This window comes from Streptococcus oralis, from assembly GCF_022749195.1.
GTDB lineage: Bacteria > Bacillota > Bacilli > Lactobacillales > Streptococcaceae > Streptococcus > Streptococcus oralis_CI.
Genome location: NZ_CP094226.1, coordinates 1692981 through 1713368, shown reverse-complemented (window position 1 = coordinate 1713368; position 20388 = coordinate 1692981). Strand labels below are relative to the sequence as shown.

Annotated in this window: 24 protein-coding genes and 1 riboswitch; all 24 genes read left to right on the top strand. The window is 42.0% G+C overall.

Going from position 1 to position 20388, the window contains the following annotated elements:
• The first annotated feature begins 51 nt into the window (after positions 1–51).
• Positions 52–203, top strand: a riboswitch (M-box (ykoK) riboswitch).
• Between the two features lie 196 nt (positions 204–399).
• The 24 genes from mgtA to rplV all read left to right on the top strand — a co-directional run bounded on the left by mgtA (position 400) and on the right by rplV (position 20380).
• Positions 400–3060, top strand: a complete 2661-nt coding sequence (gene mgtA, locus MP387_RS08350) for a magnesium-translocating P-type ATPase (protein WP_242746273.1) — start codon at positions 400–402, stop codon at positions 3058–3060.
• Positions 3061–3194: 134 nt separating this feature from the next.
• A complete protein-coding gene (gene spx, locus MP387_RS08345; protein ID WP_000591165.1) occupies positions 3195–3593 on the top strand; it encodes a transcriptional regulator Spx in 399 nt (132 codons plus the stop codon).
• Positions 3594–3659: 66 nt separating this feature from the next.
• The gene (locus MP387_RS08340) at positions 3660–4229 is read left to right on the top strand and encodes an SP0191 family lipoprotein (RefSeq protein ID WP_242746270.1); all 570 of its coding nucleotides are present in this window, start codon (positions 3660–3662) and stop codon (positions 4227–4229) included.
• A gap of 86 nt (positions 4230–4315) precedes the next feature.
• Entirely contained in the window at positions 4316–4582 is a 267-nt protein-coding gene (locus tag MP387_RS08335; RefSeq protein ID WP_000507059.1) for an IreB family regulatory phosphoprotein, read from the top strand.
• 3 nt (positions 4583–4585) lie between these two features.
• The gene (gene ruvX / locus MP387_RS08330) at positions 4586–5005 is read left to right on the top strand and encodes a Holliday junction resolvase RuvX (RefSeq protein ID WP_002876031.1); all 420 of its coding nucleotides are present in this window, start codon (positions 4586–4588) and stop codon (positions 5003–5005) included.
• A gap of 15 nt (positions 5006–5020) precedes the next feature.
• The gene (locus MP387_RS08325; protein ID WP_000017624.1) at positions 5021–5326 is read left to right on the top strand and encodes a DUF1292 domain-containing protein; all 306 of its coding nucleotides are present in this window, start codon (positions 5021–5023) and stop codon (positions 5324–5326) included.
• 261 nt (positions 5327–5587) lie between these two features.
• Positions 5588–6838 (top strand): bifunctional folylpolyglutamate synthase/dihydrofolate synthase, encoded by a 1251-nt coding sequence (locus tag MP387_RS08320; RefSeq protein ID WP_242746268.1) that lies wholly within the window; start codon positions 5588–5590, stop codon positions 6836–6838.
• A 90-nt stretch (positions 6839–6928) separates the two neighbouring features.
• Positions 6929–7384 carry an SP_0198 family lipoprotein gene (locus MP387_RS08315; protein ID WP_242746265.1) on the top strand — a complete coding sequence of 152 codons (456 nt, stop codon included), beginning with the start codon at positions 6929–6931 and terminating at the stop codon, positions 7382–7384.
• Positions 7385–7570: 186 nt separating this feature from the next.
• Positions 7571–8722: an iron-containing alcohol dehydrogenase gene (locus MP387_RS08310; RefSeq protein WP_242746262.1), complete on the top strand. Its 1152-nt coding sequence runs from the start codon at positions 7571–7573 to the stop codon at positions 8720–8722.
• Positions 8723–9005: 283 nt separating this feature from the next.
• Positions 9006–10538, top strand: a complete 1533-nt coding sequence (gene cls / locus MP387_RS08305; RefSeq protein ID WP_242746260.1) for a cardiolipin synthase — start codon at positions 9006–9008, stop codon at positions 10536–10538.
• 73 nt (positions 10539–10611) lie between these two features.
• Positions 10612–10755 (top strand): hypothetical protein, encoded by a 144-nt coding sequence (locus MP387_RS08300; RefSeq protein ID WP_242746257.1) that lies wholly within the window; start codon positions 10612–10614, stop codon positions 10753–10755.
• A gap of 35 nt (positions 10756–10790) precedes the next feature.
• Positions 10791–12305 carry a damage-inducible protein CinA gene (locus tag MP387_RS08295; protein ID WP_242746254.1) on the top strand — a complete coding sequence of 505 codons (1515 nt, stop codon included), beginning with the start codon at positions 10791–10793 and terminating at the stop codon, positions 12303–12305.
• A gap of 128 nt (positions 12306–12433) precedes the next feature.
• Positions 12434–14641: an anaerobic ribonucleoside-triphosphate reductase gene (nrdD, locus tag MP387_RS08290; RefSeq protein ID WP_242746251.1), complete on the top strand. Its 2208-nt coding sequence runs from the start codon at positions 12434–12436 to the stop codon at positions 14639–14641.
• Positions 14642–14652: 11 nt separating this feature from the next.
• Complete coding sequence (locus MP387_RS08285; RefSeq protein WP_000521625.1) at positions 14653–14793, top strand: hypothetical protein; 141 nt, start codon at positions 14653–14655, stop codon at positions 14791–14793.
• Positions 14794–14836: 43 nt separating this feature from the next.
• Positions 14837–15337 (top strand): GNAT family N-acetyltransferase, encoded by a 501-nt coding sequence (locus MP387_RS08280; protein ID WP_242746248.1) that lies wholly within the window; start codon positions 14837–14839, stop codon positions 15335–15337.
• 4 nt (positions 15338–15341) lie between these two features.
• Positions 15342–15938 carry an anaerobic ribonucleoside-triphosphate reductase activating protein gene (nrdG, locus tag MP387_RS08275; protein ID WP_000220159.1) on the top strand — a complete coding sequence of 199 codons (597 nt, stop codon included), beginning with the start codon at positions 15342–15344 and terminating at the stop codon, positions 15936–15938.
• A complete protein-coding gene (locus MP387_RS08270) occupies positions 15935–16561 on the top strand; it encodes a uridine kinase family protein (protein WP_242746245.1) in 627 nt (208 codons plus the stop codon). Before nrdG ends, MP387_RS08270 begins: the two co-directional genes overlap by 4 nt.
• Positions 16562–16826: 265 nt before the next feature.
• Positions 16827–17135 carry a 30S ribosomal protein S10 gene (rpsJ, locus tag MP387_RS08265; protein ID WP_001284513.1) on the top strand — a complete coding sequence of 103 codons (309 nt, stop codon included), beginning with the start codon at positions 16827–16829 and terminating at the stop codon, positions 17133–17135.
• A gap of 82 nt (positions 17136–17217) precedes the next feature.
• On the top strand, positions 17218–17844 hold the full coding sequence (rplC, locus tag MP387_RS08260) for a 50S ribosomal protein L3 (protein ID WP_000160197.1): 627 nt from the start codon (positions 17218–17220) through the stop codon (positions 17842–17844).
• A gap of 24 nt (positions 17845–17868) precedes the next feature.
• Positions 17869–18492: a 50S ribosomal protein L4 gene (gene rplD, locus MP387_RS08255; protein WP_000024537.1), complete on the top strand. Its 624-nt coding sequence runs from the start codon at positions 17869–17871 to the stop codon at positions 18490–18492.
• The gene (locus MP387_RS08250; RefSeq protein ID WP_001055347.1) at positions 18492–18788 is read left to right on the top strand and encodes a 50S ribosomal protein L23; all 297 of its coding nucleotides are present in this window, start codon (positions 18492–18494) and stop codon (positions 18786–18788) included. The genes rplD and MP387_RS08250 overlap by 1 nt, the downstream gene beginning before the upstream one ends.
• 17 nt (positions 18789–18805) lie before the next feature.
• On the top strand, positions 18806–19639 hold the full coding sequence (rplB, locus tag MP387_RS08245) for a 50S ribosomal protein L2 (RefSeq protein WP_000512910.1): 834 nt from the start codon (positions 18806–18808) through the stop codon (positions 19637–19639).
• 103 nt (positions 19640–19742) lie between these two features.
• The gene (rpsS, locus tag MP387_RS08240; protein ID WP_000533766.1) at positions 19743–20024 is read left to right on the top strand and encodes a 30S ribosomal protein S19; all 282 of its coding nucleotides are present in this window, start codon (positions 19743–19745) and stop codon (positions 20022–20024) included.
• Between the two features lie 11 nt (positions 20025–20035).
• Entirely contained in the window at positions 20036–20380 is a 345-nt protein-coding gene (rplV, locus tag MP387_RS08235) for a 50S ribosomal protein L22 (RefSeq protein ID WP_000818137.1), read from the top strand.
• Positions 20381–20388 lie beyond the last annotated feature (8 nt).

Below are 20388 nucleotides of genomic sequence, written 5' to 3'. Positions count from 1 at the left end.
ATTAAGATAAATCGTTGACTTTTATATTTTAAAGGTTTATACTGATAAACGAAAACGGTAGGTGAGGCTACCATAGGGATACGGATGACTACCGCAAAGCAGTGGAGACACTACTCGTTGGTCAACAGTCCTGGTCGCGAAGGCTAAGACTAAGCTCATTACATCGCCCTATGGAGTTAAAGCTTGAACGAAAAAACAGATAATTAGTTTTTTAATCCTGCCATTTTTATGGTAGGATTTTCTGCTGTTTTAAGAAAAAGAAAGGAGACAAACGATGCAAATTGACGATCATCCAGAACCGCACATACACAGCCAATCGCTGATTTGTGTCGTTCTGCCCTTATAAAGTGATTGGTCTCTGTGTATGAAACACCTCATTCATACAGATAGGAGAAACCAATGAAAACTACAAAAGAAAGATTAGCAACAGCTATTCACACACCCTTAAACGAAACTCTATCTTTTTATAAGACAAGTCTAACAGGCTTGACTGAGGAGCAGGTGGAGAAAAATCGTGACCTATATGGCGAAAACACCATCACCAAGGGTCAAGAAGACAGTATCCTCAAAAAGATTTACGAATCCATTATCAATCCATTTACAATTATCCTGCTTGTCATCGCTATGATTTCCATGGTGACCAATGTCTGGCTGGCGAAGCCTGGACAAGAAGATCCGACGACCTCTATCATCATCGTCGTTCTCGTTCTAATCTCTGGTGGCATACGCTTTGTCCAAGAATTGCGAAGTGACAAGGCTGCGACCAATCTATCAAAAATGATTGTGAATACAGCCACAGTTATCCGCGAAGGCCAGAGTTTAGAGGTCGCAATTGAAGATTTGGTAGTTGGAGATATAGTCAAATTAAGTGCTGGGGATATGATTCCGGCAGACCTCCTTTTGATTGAATCACGTGATTTCTTTGTCCAACAGTCTGGTTTGACAGGTGAAAGTGACTCGGTTGAAAAACTAGCCTTGTCAAAAATGAGTCAGTCAAACTTTGATAGTCTACTAGAAGCAGAAGCGCTCGCCTTTATGGGAACCAATGTGATATCAGGAAGTGCCAAGGCTTTGATTCTAGCGGTCGGTGATGACACCATGATGGGAGAAATCGAGCAGACTCTCAATACCTATGACGAACCGACCTCTTTTGAACGGGAGATGAACAGCATCTCTTGGCTCTTGATCCGTTTGATGTTAGTCATGGTTCCCATCGTGTTTCTCTCCAATGGCTTGACAGATGGCGACTGGCTGGAAGCAGGTGTGTTTGCACTGAGTGTTGGTGTTGGATTGACACCTGAGATGCTTCCTATGATCATCACGGCCAGTCTAGCAAAAGGCTCCATTATCATGGCCAAGGAAAAAGTCGTCATCAAAAAACTCAATGCCATACAGGACCTAGGTGCTATTGATATCCTGTGTACGGATAAAACAGGAACCCTTACCCAAGACGAAATTGTCCTTGAATATCCTTTGGATATACATGGAGATTTGGATTTGTCTGTGTTGAGACGGGCCTACCTCAATTCCTATTTTCAAACGGGTTTGAAAAACTTGATGGACCGTGCCATTATCAGTAGAACTGAAAAAGAAGCTAAAGAACACGCCATTCTACAAAATTTGGATACTAGCTTCCAAAAAATAGATGAATTACCCTTTGATTTTGAACGCAGACGGATGAGTGTCATCGTCAAGGATGAGAACGAAGTTGTTAGTTTGGTAACAAAGGGTGCTCTAGAGGAAATGCTTGCGATTTCAACCCATGTGGAATATCAAGGTCAGATTAGTCCTTTGACGGATGATATCCGAGTGGAAATCTTAAAAGAAGTAGATCAACTTAATCAACAGGGATTGCGAGTCTTGGGAGTCGCCTATAAAACAGGCCTAAAAGAAGGTTTTGCTTACTCCGTTGAAGATGAAAATGAGATGATTCTAACAGGATATCTTGCCTTTCTAGATCCACCAAAACCATCAGCAGCACCTGCTATCCAAGCTTTGTTAGAACACGGTGTTCAAACAAAGATCTTGACGGGGGACAATGAGAAGGTAACCCAAGCAGTTTGCGAAAAAGTTGGTCTAGACGTTGATCAAATCTTGTTGGGTTCTGATATTGACGCCATGACGGACGAAGAATTGGCCCAAGCAGTTGAGAAAGTGACTGTCTTTGCCAAACTCTCTCCGGATCAAAAAGCACGAATCATTTTACAAATCAAATCGAATGGACATTGTGTCGGCTATATGGGAGATGGGATCAATGATGCCCCTTCTATGAAAGTGGCCGATGTGGGGATTTCTGTTGATACAGCAGTAGATATTGCCAAAGAAACGGCTGATGTCATTTTGTTAGATAAGGATTTGATGGTGCTTGAAAAAGGGCTGGTTGAAGGGCGTAAGGTCTACGCTAATATGACCAAATATATCAAGATGACGGTCAGCTCTAATTTCGGGAACATTTTCTCTCTGTTAGTGTCTGGTATCTTTTTACCTTTCCTTCCTATGGCTCCGATTCACTTGATTGTGTTAAACCTCGTCTACGACCTTTCTTGCATTGCCTTGCCATTTGATAATGTAGATGAAGACTTTTTGAAGCATCCCCATAAGTGGGAAGCTAAGTCTATTACTCGTTTTATGATTTGGATGGGTCCGATTTCTTCTGCCTTTGATATTTTGACCTTTATCTTGCTCTATTTTGTCATTGTCCCAATGGCGACAGGTCAAGCCTATGCTCACGGAGCAGAGTCTGCAACGGGCTTTATTATTTTGTTCCAGACAGGTTGGTTCATTGAATCCATGTGGTCCCAAACCATGGTTATCCATATGCTTCGTTCAGCAAAACTTCCTTTCTTACAAAGTCGTCCATCATGGTTTGTTCTTGGGACAACTTTGCTAGCAGCTAGTTTTGTGACCTTCCTTCCCTACTCTTCAATTGCTAGCCTGCTTCATTTAACCCCTTTGGAACCAATTTATTTCCTCTTTTTGCTTTTGATTATCGTTCTCTATATGATAAGTGTTACAGTTGTAAAACGATTGTATATCAAAAAATTTAAAAGTTGGTTATAAATTGATTTTGTCAAGAAAAAAGTACGAAAATCGCGAAAAAAGTTAATTTTTTTTAAAAATAGGTCGCAAGTCGGATGTTTTTTATGGTATAATAGACTAAACTGATAGTAACATGTAGCGAAAGGGGTAGGTACATGATCAAAATTTATACAGTCTCAAGTTGTACTAGCTGTAAAAAAGCGAAAACCTGGCTCAATGCCCACCAGTTAAGTTATAAAGAACAAAATCTCGGTAAAGAAGGAATTACAAGAGAAGAGTTATTAGATATTCTAACGAAAACAGATAATGGAATCGCCAGTATCGTTTCGTCAAAAAACCGCTATGCTAAGGCACTTGGAGTTGACATCGAGGATTTGAGTGTCAATGAAGTGCTCAACTTAATCATGGAAACACCACGGATCTTAAAGAGTCCGATTCTCGTTGATGAGAAGCGCCTGCAAGTCGGCTATAAAGAAGATGATATCCGTGCCTTCTTGCCACGCTCTGTCCGTAATGTAGAAAATGCAGAAGCACGTCTACGTGCAGCTCTATAAAACATCAAGGCTGGGAGTGACTCCTGGCCTTGTTTGCTCTTTTGTTTTAAAATCAAGTGAGGAATTATGAAAAAGTTACTAATTGCTAGTTTTACTCTCCTCTTTTTGCTTGCGGGATGTGGGCAAAAAAAGGAAACTCCTGCTGCTTCTACAACAGCATCTGAACCTCTCCAATCCAACCTTCCCGTTTTGGACAATGCCGAAAAGAATACGGTTGTCACCAAGACCTTGCTGATGCCGAAGTCAGAAAATGGGACGCAACAGATTCAGACCATTACTTATAAAGGCAGTCAGTTTTTGACCTTGACCATCCAGCAAAAACGACCTGTCGGGGATGAACTCAAGACCTTTATCTCTGAAAATGGCCTAGAGGAAACGCAAAAAGCGCTTCTAGAAGCTGAAGAGAAGGATGAGACTATCCAAGAGGCACGCAAACTAGCAGGATTCAAACTGGAAACCAAGCTACTCAGCGAGACAGAAATCCAGACGACAACGACTTATGATTTTCAAGTGCTGGATGTCAAAAAGGCATCTCAGCTGGAATATTTAAAAAATATCGGTCTTGAAAATCTCTTAAAAAACGAACCTAGCCAATATATTGCAGATAGAGTGGCAAATGGGGCGACAGAACAATAGAAAATCCAAATTAATAGACTGACTTATTTGTAGAACGTCAGGGAATGTGCTATAATAGTACTATTCTAAGGAAAGAGGGTGTTAGAATGGGATTTACTGAAGAAACTGTACGGTTTAAATTGGATGATTCCAATAAGAAAGAAATTAGCGAAACGTTGACAGACGTCTATGCTTCTTTGAACGACAAGGGCTACAATCCGATTAACCAGATCGTCGGTTATGTACTGAGTGGTGACCCTGCCTACGTTCCTCGTTATAACAATGCACGAAATCAAATCCGTAAGTATGAGCGTGATGAAATTGTTGAAGAACTGGTACGCTACTACCTTAAGGGACAAGGAGTCGATCTATAATCTATGAGAATTATGGGATTGGACGTCGGTTCAAAAACAGTAGGGGTGGCTATTAGCGATCCGCTCGGCTTCACCGCTCAGGGACTTGAAATCATCCAGATCAATGAGGATCAGGGCCAGTTTGGTTTTGACCGTATCAAGGAATTGGTTGACAGCTATAAGGTAGAACGCTTTGTAGTAGGTTTGCCAAAGAATATGAACAATACCAGCGGTCCGCGAGTAGAAGCTAGTCAAGCCTATGGTGCCAAGCTAGAAGAACTCTTTGGTTTGCCAGTAGACTATCAGGATGAGCGTTTGACAACGGTCGCTGCGGAACGTATGTTGATTGAACAAGCAGATATCAGCCGTAACAAACGCAAGAAAGTTATTGATAAGTTGGCTGCTCAGCTGATTTTGCAAAATTATTTAGATAGAAAATTTTAAGACAGAGGAGAAACTATGTCACACGATCACAACCATGACCACGAAGAACGTGAATTGATTACACTAGTAGACGAGCAAGGAAATGAAACCTTGTTTGAAATTCTTTTGACCATCGATGGGAAAGAAGAATTTGGTAAAAACTATGTTCTGCTAGTGCCAGTTAACGCAGAAGAAGATGAAAATGGTGAAGTTGAAATCCAAGCTTACTCATTCATCGAAAATGAAGACGGAACAGAAGGCGAATTGCAACCAATCCCAGAAGACTCAGAAGACGAATGGAACATGATTGAAGAAGTCTTCAACAGCTTTATGGAGGAGTAAAAACGTTCGGGGGACGTTTTTAGCCCTGCGCCAGAAATTAGAAATTAGAAACGCAGGAACGTCCGGGGGATATTTTACCCTTACGCTAAAAATAAAGACCGTAAGTAAGTCCGGTGGACGTTTTTAGCCCACGTTGAAATTCATTGTAGCTAGTGATTAGCTAACCAGGTAAGAGGTTGGGATTTTAGTCCTGACCTCACTTTTTATTTGTAATCATACTTTGATGCGGTAGTTGATTGGACTTTTGTTAAGGAGACATGTATGTTTGAAGTAGAAGAATGGCTTCATAGTCGGATTGGTTTAAACTTTAGATCTGGACTTGGACGAATGCAACGAGCGGTGGATTTGTTGGGGAATCCTGAGAAGACATATCCTATTATCCATGTAACAGGGACTAATGGTAAAGGGTCAACTATTGCCTTCATGAGGGAGTTGTTTGTTACTCATGGTAAAAAAGTTGGTACTTTTACCTCTCCTCATATCATCAGTATCCATGATCGAATCTGTATTAATGGACAGCCGATCGCGGAGGAAGACTTTGTCCGTATAGCTAACCAAGTCAAGGAAATGGAGAAAATTCTCTTAGAAACACATGATCAATTGTCTTTCTTTGAGTTGTTGACCCTGATTGCCTTGCTTTACTTTAAAGAGCAGGGAGTCGATCTAGTCCTGCTAGAAGTGGGGATTGGTGGTTTGCTTGATACCACTAATGTCGTAACAGGAGAGATTGCAGTTATTACTTCGATTGGGCTAGATCATCAGGAGACCTTGGGCGATAGTCTGGAGGAAATAGCCGTGCAGAAAGCTGGTATTTTCAAGGCTGGCAAGAAGGCGGTCATTGCCAAGCTTACTCCAGAAGCGGAGCTTGTCTGTCAAAAAAGAGCAAGAGAGTTAGCTGTTGAACTTTATCAAGCTGGGCAAGACTTCACCTTGAATGCTAGGGATTTTTCAAGTAGCCTAGCGAGTTTTTCACAACTTGAAATCAGTTTGGAAGGTGTTTATCAGCAAGAAAATGCTGCCTTGGCTTTGGAAACTTTTCTTTTGTTTATGGCGTCAAGAGGTGAAAGGGTCGAAGAAGTGCTTGTCAGACGGGCCTTGCAAGAGACCCACTGGGCAGGTCGATTGGAACGGATTCGTCCGCAAATCTACCTAGATGGGGCTCACAATCTGCCAGCCTTGACTCGTCTAGTCGAGTTTATCCAGGGGAAAATCCAGCAAGGCTATCAAGCCTGCATCCTTTTTGGAGCACTTAAACGCAAGGATTATCAGGGGATGCTAGGCTATCTATCTAAGCAGTTGCCTCAGGTGGAACTTAAGGTAACAGGCTTTGACTACCAAGGCTCTCTGGATGAAAAGGATGTGGCGGGTTACGATTTGATTCTTTCCTATGGCGACTTTATCAGAGAATTTGAAGATAAGGCCAATGACCAGGACTTGCTTTTCGTGACGGGATCCCTCTACTTTATCTCGGAAGTCCGAGGGAGTTTGGTTGGAAGCGATGAGATTAGTTGACCTTATAGGTTTATGTTGTTATACTGTAGGTAGGAGGTATATCTGGAAACGATTCCAGCAAAACATTGGCACAAAAGAAAGGAAATCGCTATGAAAACGAAAACATTCACACTTTCTATTGCTTCCCTAGCAATTCTTAGTCTTTTAGCAGCTTGTGGACCTAAGGCACAAGCCCCTACCCAGCAATCGGCTCAGCAATCATCTTCTCAACAAGAATCATCTTCTAGCGCTGCTACAAGTGCTAGTCAACCACAGGCGTCTTCAAGTCAGGACACTACTGTAGCTCAACCTATGAATATCGATGGTACCTATATTGGAAAAGATGAGAATGACCAAATCACTCTTGTTGTAACAGGTAAAACTGGTACATGGACTGAGGTCGAGCCAGATGGAGATAAGGAAATCAAGCAAGTCAGCTTTGAGCCAGAAAATCAACGCGTCATTATCGGTGATGATGTCAAAATTTACACGGTTAATGGTAATCAATTGATTATCGATGATATGGACCGAGAGGCATCTGACCGAGTGATATTAACTAAGCAATAATGATTAAGTAAAAGTTCCAATGAGATGAAATCCATCTTTTTGGAGCTTTTTTGTTTAAAAACGTGACCAGTGGTTCTTTACCGTTTTTTTTACTTAAAGCGCTTACAAATATTTGTAAAATGAAGGATAAGGTCGTATACTTAAGGTAAATAATCAATTAGCGCAGAGGCGCAGGAGGAAAAGCATATGGCTACATTTTACGTTCCATCAGTTAACCTTATTGGTAAAGGTGTTGTAAATGAAGTAGGTCCGTATATCAAGGAATTGGGGTATAAGAAGGCTCTTTTGGTGACAGATAAGTTCATCGAGGGAAGTGATATTTTACCTAAGGTCCTAAAACCATTAGATGCTGAAGGGATCGAATATGTCATCTTTAGCGATGTGGAGCCAAATCCGACTTGCAAGAACGTCACAGACGGAGTGGCTGCCCTGAAAGAGCATGGATGCGACTTCATCATCAGTCTTGGAGGAGGATCTCCTCAGGATGCGGCTAGTTGTATCTCTATCATCGCTACAAATGGTGGAAAACCACAGGACTACGAAGGTCTCCACAAGTCTGCTAAAAAAGGCTTGCCAGTGGTTGCGATCAATACAACAGCTGGAACTTCTGCAGAAATTACCATTAACTATGTTATTACTGACGAAGAACGCAAGGTCAAGATGGTAATGGTTGATAAGAACAGCCTCGCCCTCATCTCTGTCAATGATCCAGAACTCATGCTTTCAAAACCGAAAGGATTGACAGCGGCGACAGGTATGGATGCTCTTACTCACGCTGTCGAGGCTTTAGTAACACCAGGTGCTTATAATGTGACCAAGAAACTCTCTATCGGAGCGATTGAACTCATCAAGGAGTATCTTCCTCGTGCTGTGGCAAATGGCCAAGATATCGAAGCGCGTGAGGCTATGGTCAATGCCATCTTCCTCGGTGGTATGAGCTTTAACAATGCTGGTTTGGGCTATGTTCATTCTATGGCTCACCAACTTGGTGCGGTATATAACTTGCCACATGGTGTCTGCTGTGCCATGCTTCTTCCAGTTGTAGAGCGTGAAAATGCCAAACGTGTACCAGAAGCTTTCCGCAATGTAGCCAAGGCTTTGGGACTCCATGTTGAGGGGAAAACAGACCAAGAATGTGCTGACTATGCTATTGCTGAAATTGAAAAACTGTCTGAAACAGTAGGTATTCCGAAGAAACTCACTGAACTCGGTATCCAAGAAAAAGACTTTGACTTTGACCACCTTTCTAAGAATGCTTTGATTGACGCCTGTGCACCTGGAAATCCATTTATGCCAACTTTAGAAGAAACCATTGCTCTCTACAAAGAACTTTTTTAAAGACTAAGTAGAGTGGAAGGAACTTATTCTTCAAAATATAAATAATATTGGAAAGAACTATCATTTTGGTAGTTCTTTTTAAGCCTCTTAATACCCTAGTTAAAAATATAAAAAGGGATAGCACGTCATATAGTGAAGGAGTAGTTTAAGAATCTTGCAGTTCTTGGAATAGTTTGAATAGAAAAAGGCAAAAGGTTGCCATCTACCCCTGAACTGAGGTATACTAGTAGAAACAATAGTTTATCAAGCAGTTAAGGAGAATGTTAGAAAAGAAAGGGGATGTATGACAGCTAGAAAAATGCAGCTACTCATGTCCAAATATGGTTTTAGTATTACCATCATGTTGGCAGAGTTGTTTATCGTCTTTGGTTTATTTCTCTATCTAGGCCAGATGGCTCCAATTGTCTGGATTATCCTAGTCATTTTAGTGAGCTTGGCGACCATTGTATCGATTGTCAATCGATCTATGAATCCCGAGAGTAAGGTAACATGGTTGTTAGTAGCCTTTGTGCCAGTTTTTGGCCCTTTGCTCTATATCATGTTTGGAGAACGTCGTTTATCTAAAAAAGAAATGAAGCAACTAAAGCAGCTCCAATCAATGGTTGACCGAGAGGACAATAGCAGAGCTCTCCGTTTGGAGTTAAAAGAGCAGGACAAGTCAGCTTACGGAGTTATCAAATCTCTCCTCAGCATGGACACGAATGCTGATGTCTATGATCGAACGGATACACAATTTTTTGCATCTGGTGAAAGTATGTGGCACCAGATGCTAGAGGATCTCAGGAAAGCGGAGAAGTTTATCTTTCTCGAATACTATATCATCGAAGAAGGTTTGATGTGGAATAGTATTTTGGAGATTTTGGAAGAAAAGGCAGCTCAAGGAGTAGAGGTGAAGCTTCTCTATGATGATATTGGTTGTATGGCAACCTTGCCTGGAGATTACACCATCCAGCTTCGTGGTCGAGGGATTGAAGCCCATAAATTTAACAAGGTGATTCCACGTTTGACTGTTGCTTATAACAACCGTGATCACCGTAAAATCATGATTATCGATGGTCAAATTGCCTATACAGGTGGTATCAATCTGGCCGATGAATATATCAACCATATCGAACGCTTTGGTTATTGGAAGGATAGCGGTATTCGTCTGGATGGGCCGGCAGTTAAGGCTTTTACCAGACTCTTTTTATCTGCCTGGTATATCAACCGTGGAGAGATTAGTGATTTTGACCAATACCATCTTGAAAATCAACCCAAAGACGGGATGGGGCTCTGTATTCCCTATAGTAGTGGACCAAAGCCCATCTACCGATCTCAGGTTGGGAAAACGGTCTATCAAAATCTTATCAATCAAGCTACAGACTATGTTTATATCACGACACCCTATCTGATTGCGGACTACGATCTAACTGAAAGTATCAAAAATGCAGCTCTGAGAGGGGTAGATGTGCGAATTGTGACGCCGTGTATCCCAGATAAGAAGGTTATTCAGTTAGTTACTCGAGGAGCCTATCCAGACTTGTTATCTGCAGGGGTTCGTATTTATGAGTACAGTCCGGGATTCCTTCATAGTAAGCAAATGCTGGTTGATGGAGAAGCAGCAACAGTGGGAACCATCAATTTTGACTATCGTAGCTTGCTCCACCACTATGAAAATGCCGTCTTACTTTATAGAACGCAGTCCATCATCGATATTGAAAGGGACTTCGAAGAGATTTTTAAAGTTTCTCAAGAAATTTATCCTCACACTATCAAAACCAGCTGGTATCAAAGCCTAATCAAGGAAATTGTCCAGTTGTTTGCACCTATGCTCTAATTATCGACCAAGATCTAGCCCAAGGCTGGGTCTTTTTTGTCTTCTTACGAATAGATAAGTAAAGGAGAAAACCATGCTTAATTTAGAAGATGATGATTTTATCAGAGAGTATAGAGATAGTCGATTTCACCGTTTTCGTGAAATCGAACGCTTTGTGCTATTGGATAAGAAATTCAGCAAATATCAATCCCAAGCTGACATTCCTGTAAGATTTTGATATACTAAAACAGATAAACTTAGAGGAGAAATTGAATGAACGTATACGGGAAAATAGATGAGAAACAAGAAGAATCTCATTACCAAGACTGGTCAGTGCCAGAGAAACGAGAAGGAGCTCCGATTCCCTTTTTTAGTATCATGCTTTGGAGTTTAGTGGCCACAGCCATTTCGGTTGCCCTGCCTTTTATTTTTGGTTTAGTCAGTCCGCAACAAACTCAGGATCTTTATACCGGTTGGGCCTTGCATCAAAATGGTCAAATGTATACAGATTATTTTGGGACGGAGGGATTGCTCTATTATGTGCTAACCTACCTTTTTCAAGGCAGTGTTTTGATTGCTTTGGTTGAGTGGTTGGCCTTGTTTGGAGCAGGAGTTTTTCTTTTTAAATCTGCAGATGCTCTTACTAGTCAAGCAGAAGAAGCCAAGAAGCTGGTATTTGTGTTCTATTTGTTAGTGGCAGGCCTCGCTTTTGGTGGTGGCTATGCTCTCTTGCTAGCCTTGCCTTTCCTATTTTATGCCCTGAGCGTCGTTACAAATTATCTCGCTTTTCCAAAGGATGACAAAGGGTTTGTACGAGTGGGGATGAGCCTTGCTCTCGCTTTCTTCCTTGCACCGCTTCCTACAACCTTGTTTGCGGCTGTACTGGCTCTAGGCATCATTGGTTTTAATCTAGGCAAAGGCCGCTTTGTTCACGGGTTATATCAGTTCTTTGCGTCAGCCTTAGGATTCTCACTCTTATTCTATCCTTTGGGCTACTATACAGTATGGACAGGAAGTTTTGGGGATGCTATTAGCCAGACCTTATATCCAGTAAATACTCTTAGCCTTTTTTCAAATTCGCATTTACTTGAAAATGTAGCCTTCTATGGTTTGCTTGCAGTGGGGCAGGGTTCCCTTAGTTTGCTCTTTACTGGTTTATTCCAGTCAAAACCAGCCAAGCAATATGCCTTATCGATTGCTGCTAGCTTGGGATTGTTGGTTTCTTTGGGAATCTTAATTCTCTCAAATGAACCTGTCAACGGTACTCGTCTCGTTATCCTCCTTCCTTTCTTAGTCTTGCTCCTTCTGACAGGAATCAAGGATGATGTTTCGGAGGGAGGAAGTCGTCGTAGAAGACGTGAGAAAAAAGCCTCTTTTATTAAAGGGAATTTCTATCTACCACTGATTGCCCTTGCCTACCTTATTGCACTTCCTATCCTGAGTCGCTACCTTTCGCATCCAGCGACTTATCAGGAGAGAGAACGTCTTGCCAGCGTGGTCAAACAACAAACGAGTTCTGAGGATCGTGTCTATGCTTGGGATGATCGTCCAGATTTCTACCGTGCAAGTGAACGCTTGGCGCCGACTTCTCTATCAACTCCAACACTCTATACTGCAAACGATGAAAATAAAACCAAACTGATGAATGACCTGAAAGAGAATCAGCCGAAGATGATTGTGGTCAATCAAAAAGTTGCCTTGTGGTCAGATGTAGAGAGCTGGCTCAGTGAAAACTATGAGCTTGTTCAGACAGATACTAGCGAGTTCAAACTTTATAAATCAAAATAACAAAAAACAATATCTTGTGGAATTTTAAAAAATTTAGGATTTTTAACACAAGATATTGATTTTTATTTTTAGAGTGGTATAATACTGAATATAAACAATTCAACAACATTTTAGAAAAGAGCATGGATATGATTGTATTAGAAGAAAAGCTTGCAACCGTTCCCACCTTGTTCGTTGAAAAACGAGATGGTAGACGTGTGGTGTTTGATGTAGACAAGATTGACAAGGCTCTCCACAAGGCGGCGGAAAAGGTTATGGACGTTACGCCTCTAGTAGAAAAACGCCTAAATGGTCTAGTTGAAAGAATCGTGACTGAAATTCACAGCCGCTTCCCTCAAGGTGTCAAGATTTACGAAATTCAAAACGTCGTAGAACATGAACTCCTTGAAGCCAAAGAGTATGCGCTGGCTGAGGAGTATATTACTTATCGGACACAAAGGGATTTTGAGCGCTCAAAAGCGACAGATATCAACTTTAGTATCCATAAACTTCTCAATAAAGATCAAGCAGTTGTCAATGAAAATGCCAATAAAGACAGCGATGTCTTCAACACCCAACGTGATTTGACAGCAGGGATTGTTGGGAAATCAATCGGACTGCAAATGCTTCCTAAGCACGTAGCTAATGCTCACCAAAAAGGGGATATCCACTATCATGACTTGGACTACAGCCCCTACACTCCGATGACCAACTGCTGTTTGATTGATTTTAAAGGCATGCTGGAAAATGGTTTTAAGATTGGAAATGCAGAGGTAGAGAGTCCCAAGTCTATCCAGACTGCGACCGCTCAGATTTCACAAATCATTGCTAACGTTGCTTCTAGCCAGTACGGGGGCTGTTCAGCTGACCGTATCGATGAAGTCTTGGCGCCTTATGCGGAGAAGAATTATCAAAAACACCTCAAGGATGCGGAAGAGTGGGTCTTGCCCGAAAAACGGGAAGATTACGCTTGGAAAAAAACGCAAAAGGACATCTACGATGCCATGCAATCTCTTGAGTATGAAATCAACACCCTCTTCACTTCAAATGGACAAACACCTTTTACTTCACTAGGTTTTGGTCTAGGAACTAGTCGTTTTGAGCGTGAAATTCAAAAAGCTATTTTGACCATTCGTATCAAGGGTCTTGGTTCAGAACATCGAACAGCCATCTTCCCTAAACTCATCTTTACGTTAAAAAGAGGACTCAACTTAGAGGAAGGTTCACCTAACTACGACATCAAACAGTTGGCTCTTGAGTGCGCAACCAAGCGGATGTACCCAGATGTCTTGTCCTATGATAAGATTATCGAACTGACTGGCTCTTTCAAGGTTCCTATGGGATGCCGTTCTTTCCTTCAAGGATGGAAGGATGAGAATGGTGTTGAGGTCAATTCAGGTCGTATGAATCTAGGTGTTGTGACGGTAAATCTGCCTCGTATCGCCCTCGAGTCTGAAGGGGATCTGAATAAGTTTTGGGAAATCTTCAATGAGCGGATGAATATCGCAGAAGATGCTCTGGTTTACCGTGTTGAACGGACCAAGGAAGCAACACCAGCGAATGCCCCTATCCTTTATCAGTACGGAGCCTTCGGTCGCCGTCTCGAAAAAGAAGAAAGTGTAGATCAACTCTTTAAGAATCGCCGCGCGACAGTTTCGCTGGGCTACATCGGTTTGTACGAAGTGGCTACAGTCTTCTTTGGAAATAGCTGGGAAAGCAATCCTGAAGCCAAGGAATTCACATTGGATATCATTCGCGATATGAAACGTCGTGTGGAAGAGTGGTCTGACCAATATGGTTACCATTTCTCTATCTACTCCACACCGTCTGAAAGTCTGACAGACCGCTTCTGTCGCTTGGATACAGAGAAGTTCGGCTCTATTCCGGACATCACGGACAAGGAATACTACACCAACTCTTTCCACTACGATGTTCGTAAAAATCCAACACCGTTTGAAAAATTAGACTTTGAGAAAGTTTATCCAGAAGCAGGTGCGTCAGGTGGTTTCATCCATTATTGTGAGTATCCAGTTCTTCAACAAAACCCTAAAGCCTTGGAAGCTGTTTGGGACTATGCCTATGATCGTGTCGGCTATCTAGGGACCAATACTCCGATTGATCGTTGCTACAAGTGTGATTTTGAAGGGGATTTTGAACCAACTGAGCGAGGATTTGCTTGTCCCAACTGTGGCAATAGCGACCCTAAAACAGTAGATGTTGTCAAACGTACGTGTGGTTATCTGGGAAATCCTCAAGCGCGTCCGATGGTTAATGGACGCCACAAGGAAATCGCTGCGCGTGTTAAACACATGAATGGTTCAACCATTAAAACAGCCGGACATGAAGTAACAAATTAGAAGGAAATGGAATGGGGAAATACCAATTAGACGATAAGGGACGCGCACAAGTGACCCGTTATCACGAGAAACACTCGAAAGGTGGAACAGGTAAAAAAGAACGCTTGCTTAACCTCAGAGAACAGTTTTTAAACAAGAACAAGAAAAAATAAAAGTGAGAGTCTGCTCTCACTTTTCTCTTAGCGGGAGGTAAGGATGGAATTACGTAGACCAAGATTAGCAGATAAAGAAACAGTTTTAGAGATGATGGCAGAGTTTGAACAGACTCAATCAGCCCACGATGGAGGATTTTGGGATGCTGAGAATTTTGTTTATGAAGAGTGGCTAGAAGAAAATCTTCAAGCGGAAGCGGGACTCAATATTCCTGAAAACTGGGTTCCTGCTATCCAGCTGGTTAGTTTTGACGTAGCAGGCCAGGCTCTTGGCTTTCTCAACCTTCGTCTCCGATTAAATGACTACTTACTAGGAAATGGGGGCCATATTGGCTACTCCATTCGTCCATCTGAAAGAGGTAAGGGTTATGCCAAAGAATCCCTCCGACAAGGTCTACAAGTTGCTAAGGAGAAGAACATCAAAAAAGCACTTGTGACCTGTAGTACGGAAAATCCTGCTAGTAGGGCGGTGATTGTGGCAAATAGTGGGGTGTTTGAGGATGTTCGCAATGGCGTAGAACGTTACTGGATAGATTTGGAGTAAAAGGATGACATGGAATACACCAAAACCAGGTGAATGGAAAAGTGAGGAACTTAGTAAAGGGCGGATCATTGATTATAAGGCCTTTAACTTTGTCGATGGAGAAGGTGTGCGCAACTCTCTCTATGTATCAGGTTGCATGTTTCACTGCGAGGGCTGCTATAATGTTGCGACTTGGTCTTTCAATGCAGGCATTCCTTATACAGCAGAGTTAGAAGAACAGATTATGGAAGACCTTGCCCAGCCCTATGTTCAAGGCTTGACCCTGCTAGGAGGAGAACCTTTTCTTAATACAGGAATTCTCTTGCCTCTCGTTAAACGCATTCGAAAGGAATTGCCAGATAAAGACATCTGGTCCTGGACGGGCTACACTTGGGAAGAAATGATGCTGGAAACTCCAGATAAACTGGAACTCTTATCACTGATTGACATCCTTGTCGATGGACGGTATGATAAAAGCAAGCGCAATCTCATGCTCCAGTTTCGAGGTTCCTCTAATCAACGAATTATCGATGTGCAAAAATCCCTCAAAAGTGGGCAGGTGGTGATTTGGGACAAGCTTAATGACGGAAAAGAAAGCTATGAACAGGTGAAGAGAGAATGAAGAAAAAAGACCTGATAGAACAACTGGTTTCAGAGATTGAAACGGGAAGAATTAGGACGCTAGGGATCTACGGTCATGGGGCTTCAGGCAAGTCAACCTTCGCTCAGGAATTATATCAAGCCCTAGATTCTACTACAGTAAATTTACTAGAAACAGATCCCTATATCACTTCAGAACGTCACCTGGTAATACCAAAGCAAGCACCAGATCAAAAAGTGACAGCTTGTCTCCCAGTGGCGCATGAATTGGCAAGTTTAGAAAGAGATATTGTAGCTTTAAAGGCAGGCATGGACATCTTGACGATTGATGAACCGTGGAAGGCTAGCGAGGTCTTGTCTGGAGCCAAGCCGATTCTGATTGTTGAAGGGATGTCTGTGGGCTTTCTACCTAAGGAACTCTTTGAAAAAACTGTCTGTTTCTACACGGATGAGGAGACCGAATTAAAGAGGCGCTTAGCTCGAGATACGACTATGAGAAATCGGGATGCATCTTTTGTATTGGCTAGCCATCAGATGAGACGGGAACAGTATCTGCGATACTATAGAGAAAACGAGTCTAAAGCGGACATTTTAGTGGATCAATCGCAAGACAAATTCAAAGTCAAAATGACACACATTATATAGAAGAAAAGACGCTTTTTTATAGATATAAATCCGTAATTTTGGAAAGTTAAAAAGAGAAAACAGTTTCATCTTAAAAAAACGAAAAAAAGCTTACAAATCCCTTGCAATCGCAGGGGCTTTGTGTTATTCTATTATGGTGCTGTAAATTACAGCCTTAGCTTTGATGCAAGAGGTTGCGACACGCTCGGTTGCATTGCCACGCAACGCGCGTCGGTTTTCTTGTGGAGCTAGCCTATTATCTTAAATAGACGAAAAGGAGAAAAAGATGGCAAACAAAAAAATCCGTATCCGTTTGAAAGCTTACGAACACCGTACGCTTGACACAGCGGCTGCAAAAATCGTAGAATCAGCTACTCGTACAGGTGCACAAGTTGCGGGTCCAATCCCACTTCCAACTGAGCGTAGCCTCTACACAATCATTCGTGCGACTCACAAATACAAAGACTCTCGCGAACAATTTGAAATGCGTACACACAAACGTTTGATTGATATCGTTAACCCAACTCAAAAAACAGTTGATGCGTTGATGAAATTGGATCTTCCAAGTGGTGTAAACGTAGAAATCAAACTTTAATTTAAAGCTTGATACCTTGAGCATAAAAAACGCTCGTTAAAAACTTTTTGAATAAAAAATATAGAAAAGGAACTATTTTCTCATGACAAAAGGAATCTTAGGGAAAAAAGTGGGAATGACTCAAATCTTCACTGAAGCTGGCGAATTGATCCCTGTAACAGTTATTGAAGCAACTCCAAACGTTGTTCTTCAAGTTAAAACTGTTGAAACAGACGGATACAACGCTATCCAAGTTGGTTTCGATGACAAACGCGAAGTATTGAGCAACAAACCTGCTAAAGGACATGTAGCGAAAGCTAACACGGCTCCTAAGCGCTTCATTCGTGAATTCAAAAACGTTGAAGGCTTGGAAGTTGGTGCTGAAATCACAGTTGAAACATTCGCAGCTGGAGACGTTGTTGACGTAACTGGTACTTCTAAAGGTAAAGGTTTCCAAGGTGTTATCAAACGCCACGGACAATCACGTGGACCAATGGCTCACGGTTCTCGTTACCACCGTCGTCCAGGTTCTATGGGACCTGTTGCACCTAACCGCGTATTTAAAGGTAAAAACCTTGCAGGACGTATGGGTGGCGACCGCGTAACAATTCAAAACCTTGAAGTTGTACAAGTTGTTCCAGAAAAGAACGTTATCCTTATCAAAGGTAACGTACCAGGTGCTAAGAAATCTCTTATCACTATCAAATCAGCAGTTAAAGCTGGTAAATAATAAAGAAAGGGGAAATCAGTCACAATGGCAAACGTAACATTATTTGACCAAACTGGTAAAGAAGCTGGCCAAGTTGTTCTTAACGATGCAGTATTTGGTATTGAACCAAATGAATCAGTTGTGTTTGATGTGATCATCAGCCAACGCGCAAGCCTTCGTCAAGGAACACACGCTGTTAAAAACCGCTCTGCAGTATCAGGTGGTGGACGCAAACCATGGCGTCAAAAAGGAACTGGACGTGCTCGTCAAGGTTCTATCCGCTCACCACAATGGCGTGGTGGTGGCGTTGTCTTCGGACCAACTCCACGTTCATACGGCTACAAACTTCCACAAAAAGTTCGTCGCCTAGCTCTTAAATCAGTTTATTCTGAAAAAGTTGCTGAAAACAAATTCGTAGCTGTAGACGCTCTTTCATTTACAGCTCCAAAAACTGCTGAATTTGCAAAAGTTCTTGCAGCATTGAGCATCGATTCTAAAGTTCTTGTTATCCTTGAAGAAGGAAATGAATTCGCAGCTCTTTCAGCTCGTAACCTTCCAAATGTGAAAGTTGCAACAGCTACAACTGCAAGTGTTCTTGACATCGCAAATAGCGACAAACTTCTTGTCACACAAGCAGCTATCTCTAAAATCGAGGAGGTTCTTGCATAATGAATTTGTATGATGTTATCAAAAAACCTGTTATCACTGAAAGCTCAATGGCTCAACTTGAAGCAGGAAAATATGTATTTGAAGTTGACACCCGTGCACACAAACTTTTGATCAAGCAAGCTGTTGAAGCTGCTTTCGAAGGTGTTAAAGTTGCCAACGTTAACACAATCAACGTAAAACCAAAAGCAAAACGTGTTGGACGTTACACTGGTTTTACTAACAAAACTAAAAAAGCTATCATCACACTTACAGCTGATTCAAAAGCAATCGAGTTGTTCGCTGCTGAAGCTGAATAATCTAAGGAGGAAATATCGTGGGAATTCGTGTTTATAAACCAACAACAAACGGTCGCCGTAATATGACTTCTTTGGATTTCGCTGAAATCACAACAAGCACTCCTGAAAAATCATTGCTTGTTGCTTTGAAGAGCAAGGCTGGTCGTAACAACAACGGTCGTATCACTGTTCGTCACCAAGGTGGTGGACACAAACGTTTCTACCGTTTGGTTGACTTCAAACGTAACAAAGACAACGTTGAAGCAGTTGTTAAAACTATCGAGTACGATCCAAACCGTTCTGCAAACATCGCTCTTGTACACTACACTGACGGTGTGAAAGCATACATCATCGCTCCAAAAGGTCTTGAAGTTGGTCAACGTATCGTTTCAGGTCCTGAAGCAGATATCAAAGTCGGAAACGCTCTTCCACTTGCTAACATCCCAGTTGGTACTTTGATCCACAACATCGAATTGAAACCAGGTCGTGGTGGAGAATTGGTACGTGCTGCTGGTGCTTCTGCTCAAGTATTGGGTCAAGAAGGTAAATACGTTCTTGTTCGTCTTCAATCTGGCGAAGTTCGTATGATTCTTGGAACTTGTCGTGCTACAGTTGGTGTTGTCGGAAACGAACAACATGGACTTGTAAACCTTGGTAAAGCAGGACGTAGCCGTTGGAAAGGTATCCGCCCAACAGTTCGTGGTTCTGTAATGAACCCTAACGATCACCCACACGGTGGTGGTGAAGGTAAAGCACCAGTTGGTCGTAAAGCGCCATCTACTCCATGGGGCAAACCTGCTCTTGGTCTTAAAACTCGTAACAAGAAAGCGAAATCTGACAAACTTATCGTTCGTCGTCGCAACGAGAAATAATAGTAAACTAGTCGCCTAAGCAACTAGGAAATCCGCCAGCTCGGTAGCGTTCCATGTGAGCGCAAGCCGCTGTGGTACAACATTTAAAGGAGAAAAAATAAAAATGGGACGCAGTCTTAAAAAAGGACCTTTCGTCGATGAGCATTTGATGAAAAAAGTTGAAGCTCAAGCTAACGACGAAAAGAAAAAAGTTATCAAAACTTGGTCACGTCGTTCAACGATCTTCCCAAGTTTCATTGGTTACACTATTGCAGTTTATGACGGACGTAAACACGTACCTGTTTACATCCAAGAAGACATGGTAGGTCACAAACTTGGTGAATTTGCACCAACTCGTACTTACAAAGGTCACGCTGCAGACGACAAGAAAACACGTAGAAAATAAGGAGAACATAAATGGCAGAAATTACTTCAGCTAAAGCAATGGCTCGTACAGTACGTGTTTCACCTCGTAAATCACGTCTTGTTCTTGACAACATCCGTGGTAAAAGCGTAGCCGATGCTATTGCAATCTTGACATTCACACCAAACAAAGCTGCTGAAATCATCTTGAAAGTTTTGAATTCAGCTGTAGCTAACGCTGAAAACAACTTTGGTTTGGATAAAGCTAACTTGGTAGTATCTGAAGCATTCGCAAACGAAGGACCAACTATGAAACGTTTCCGTCCACGTGCGAAAGGTTCAGCTTCACCAATCAACAAACGTACAGCTCACATCACTGTGGCTGTTGCAGAAAAATAAGGAGGTAA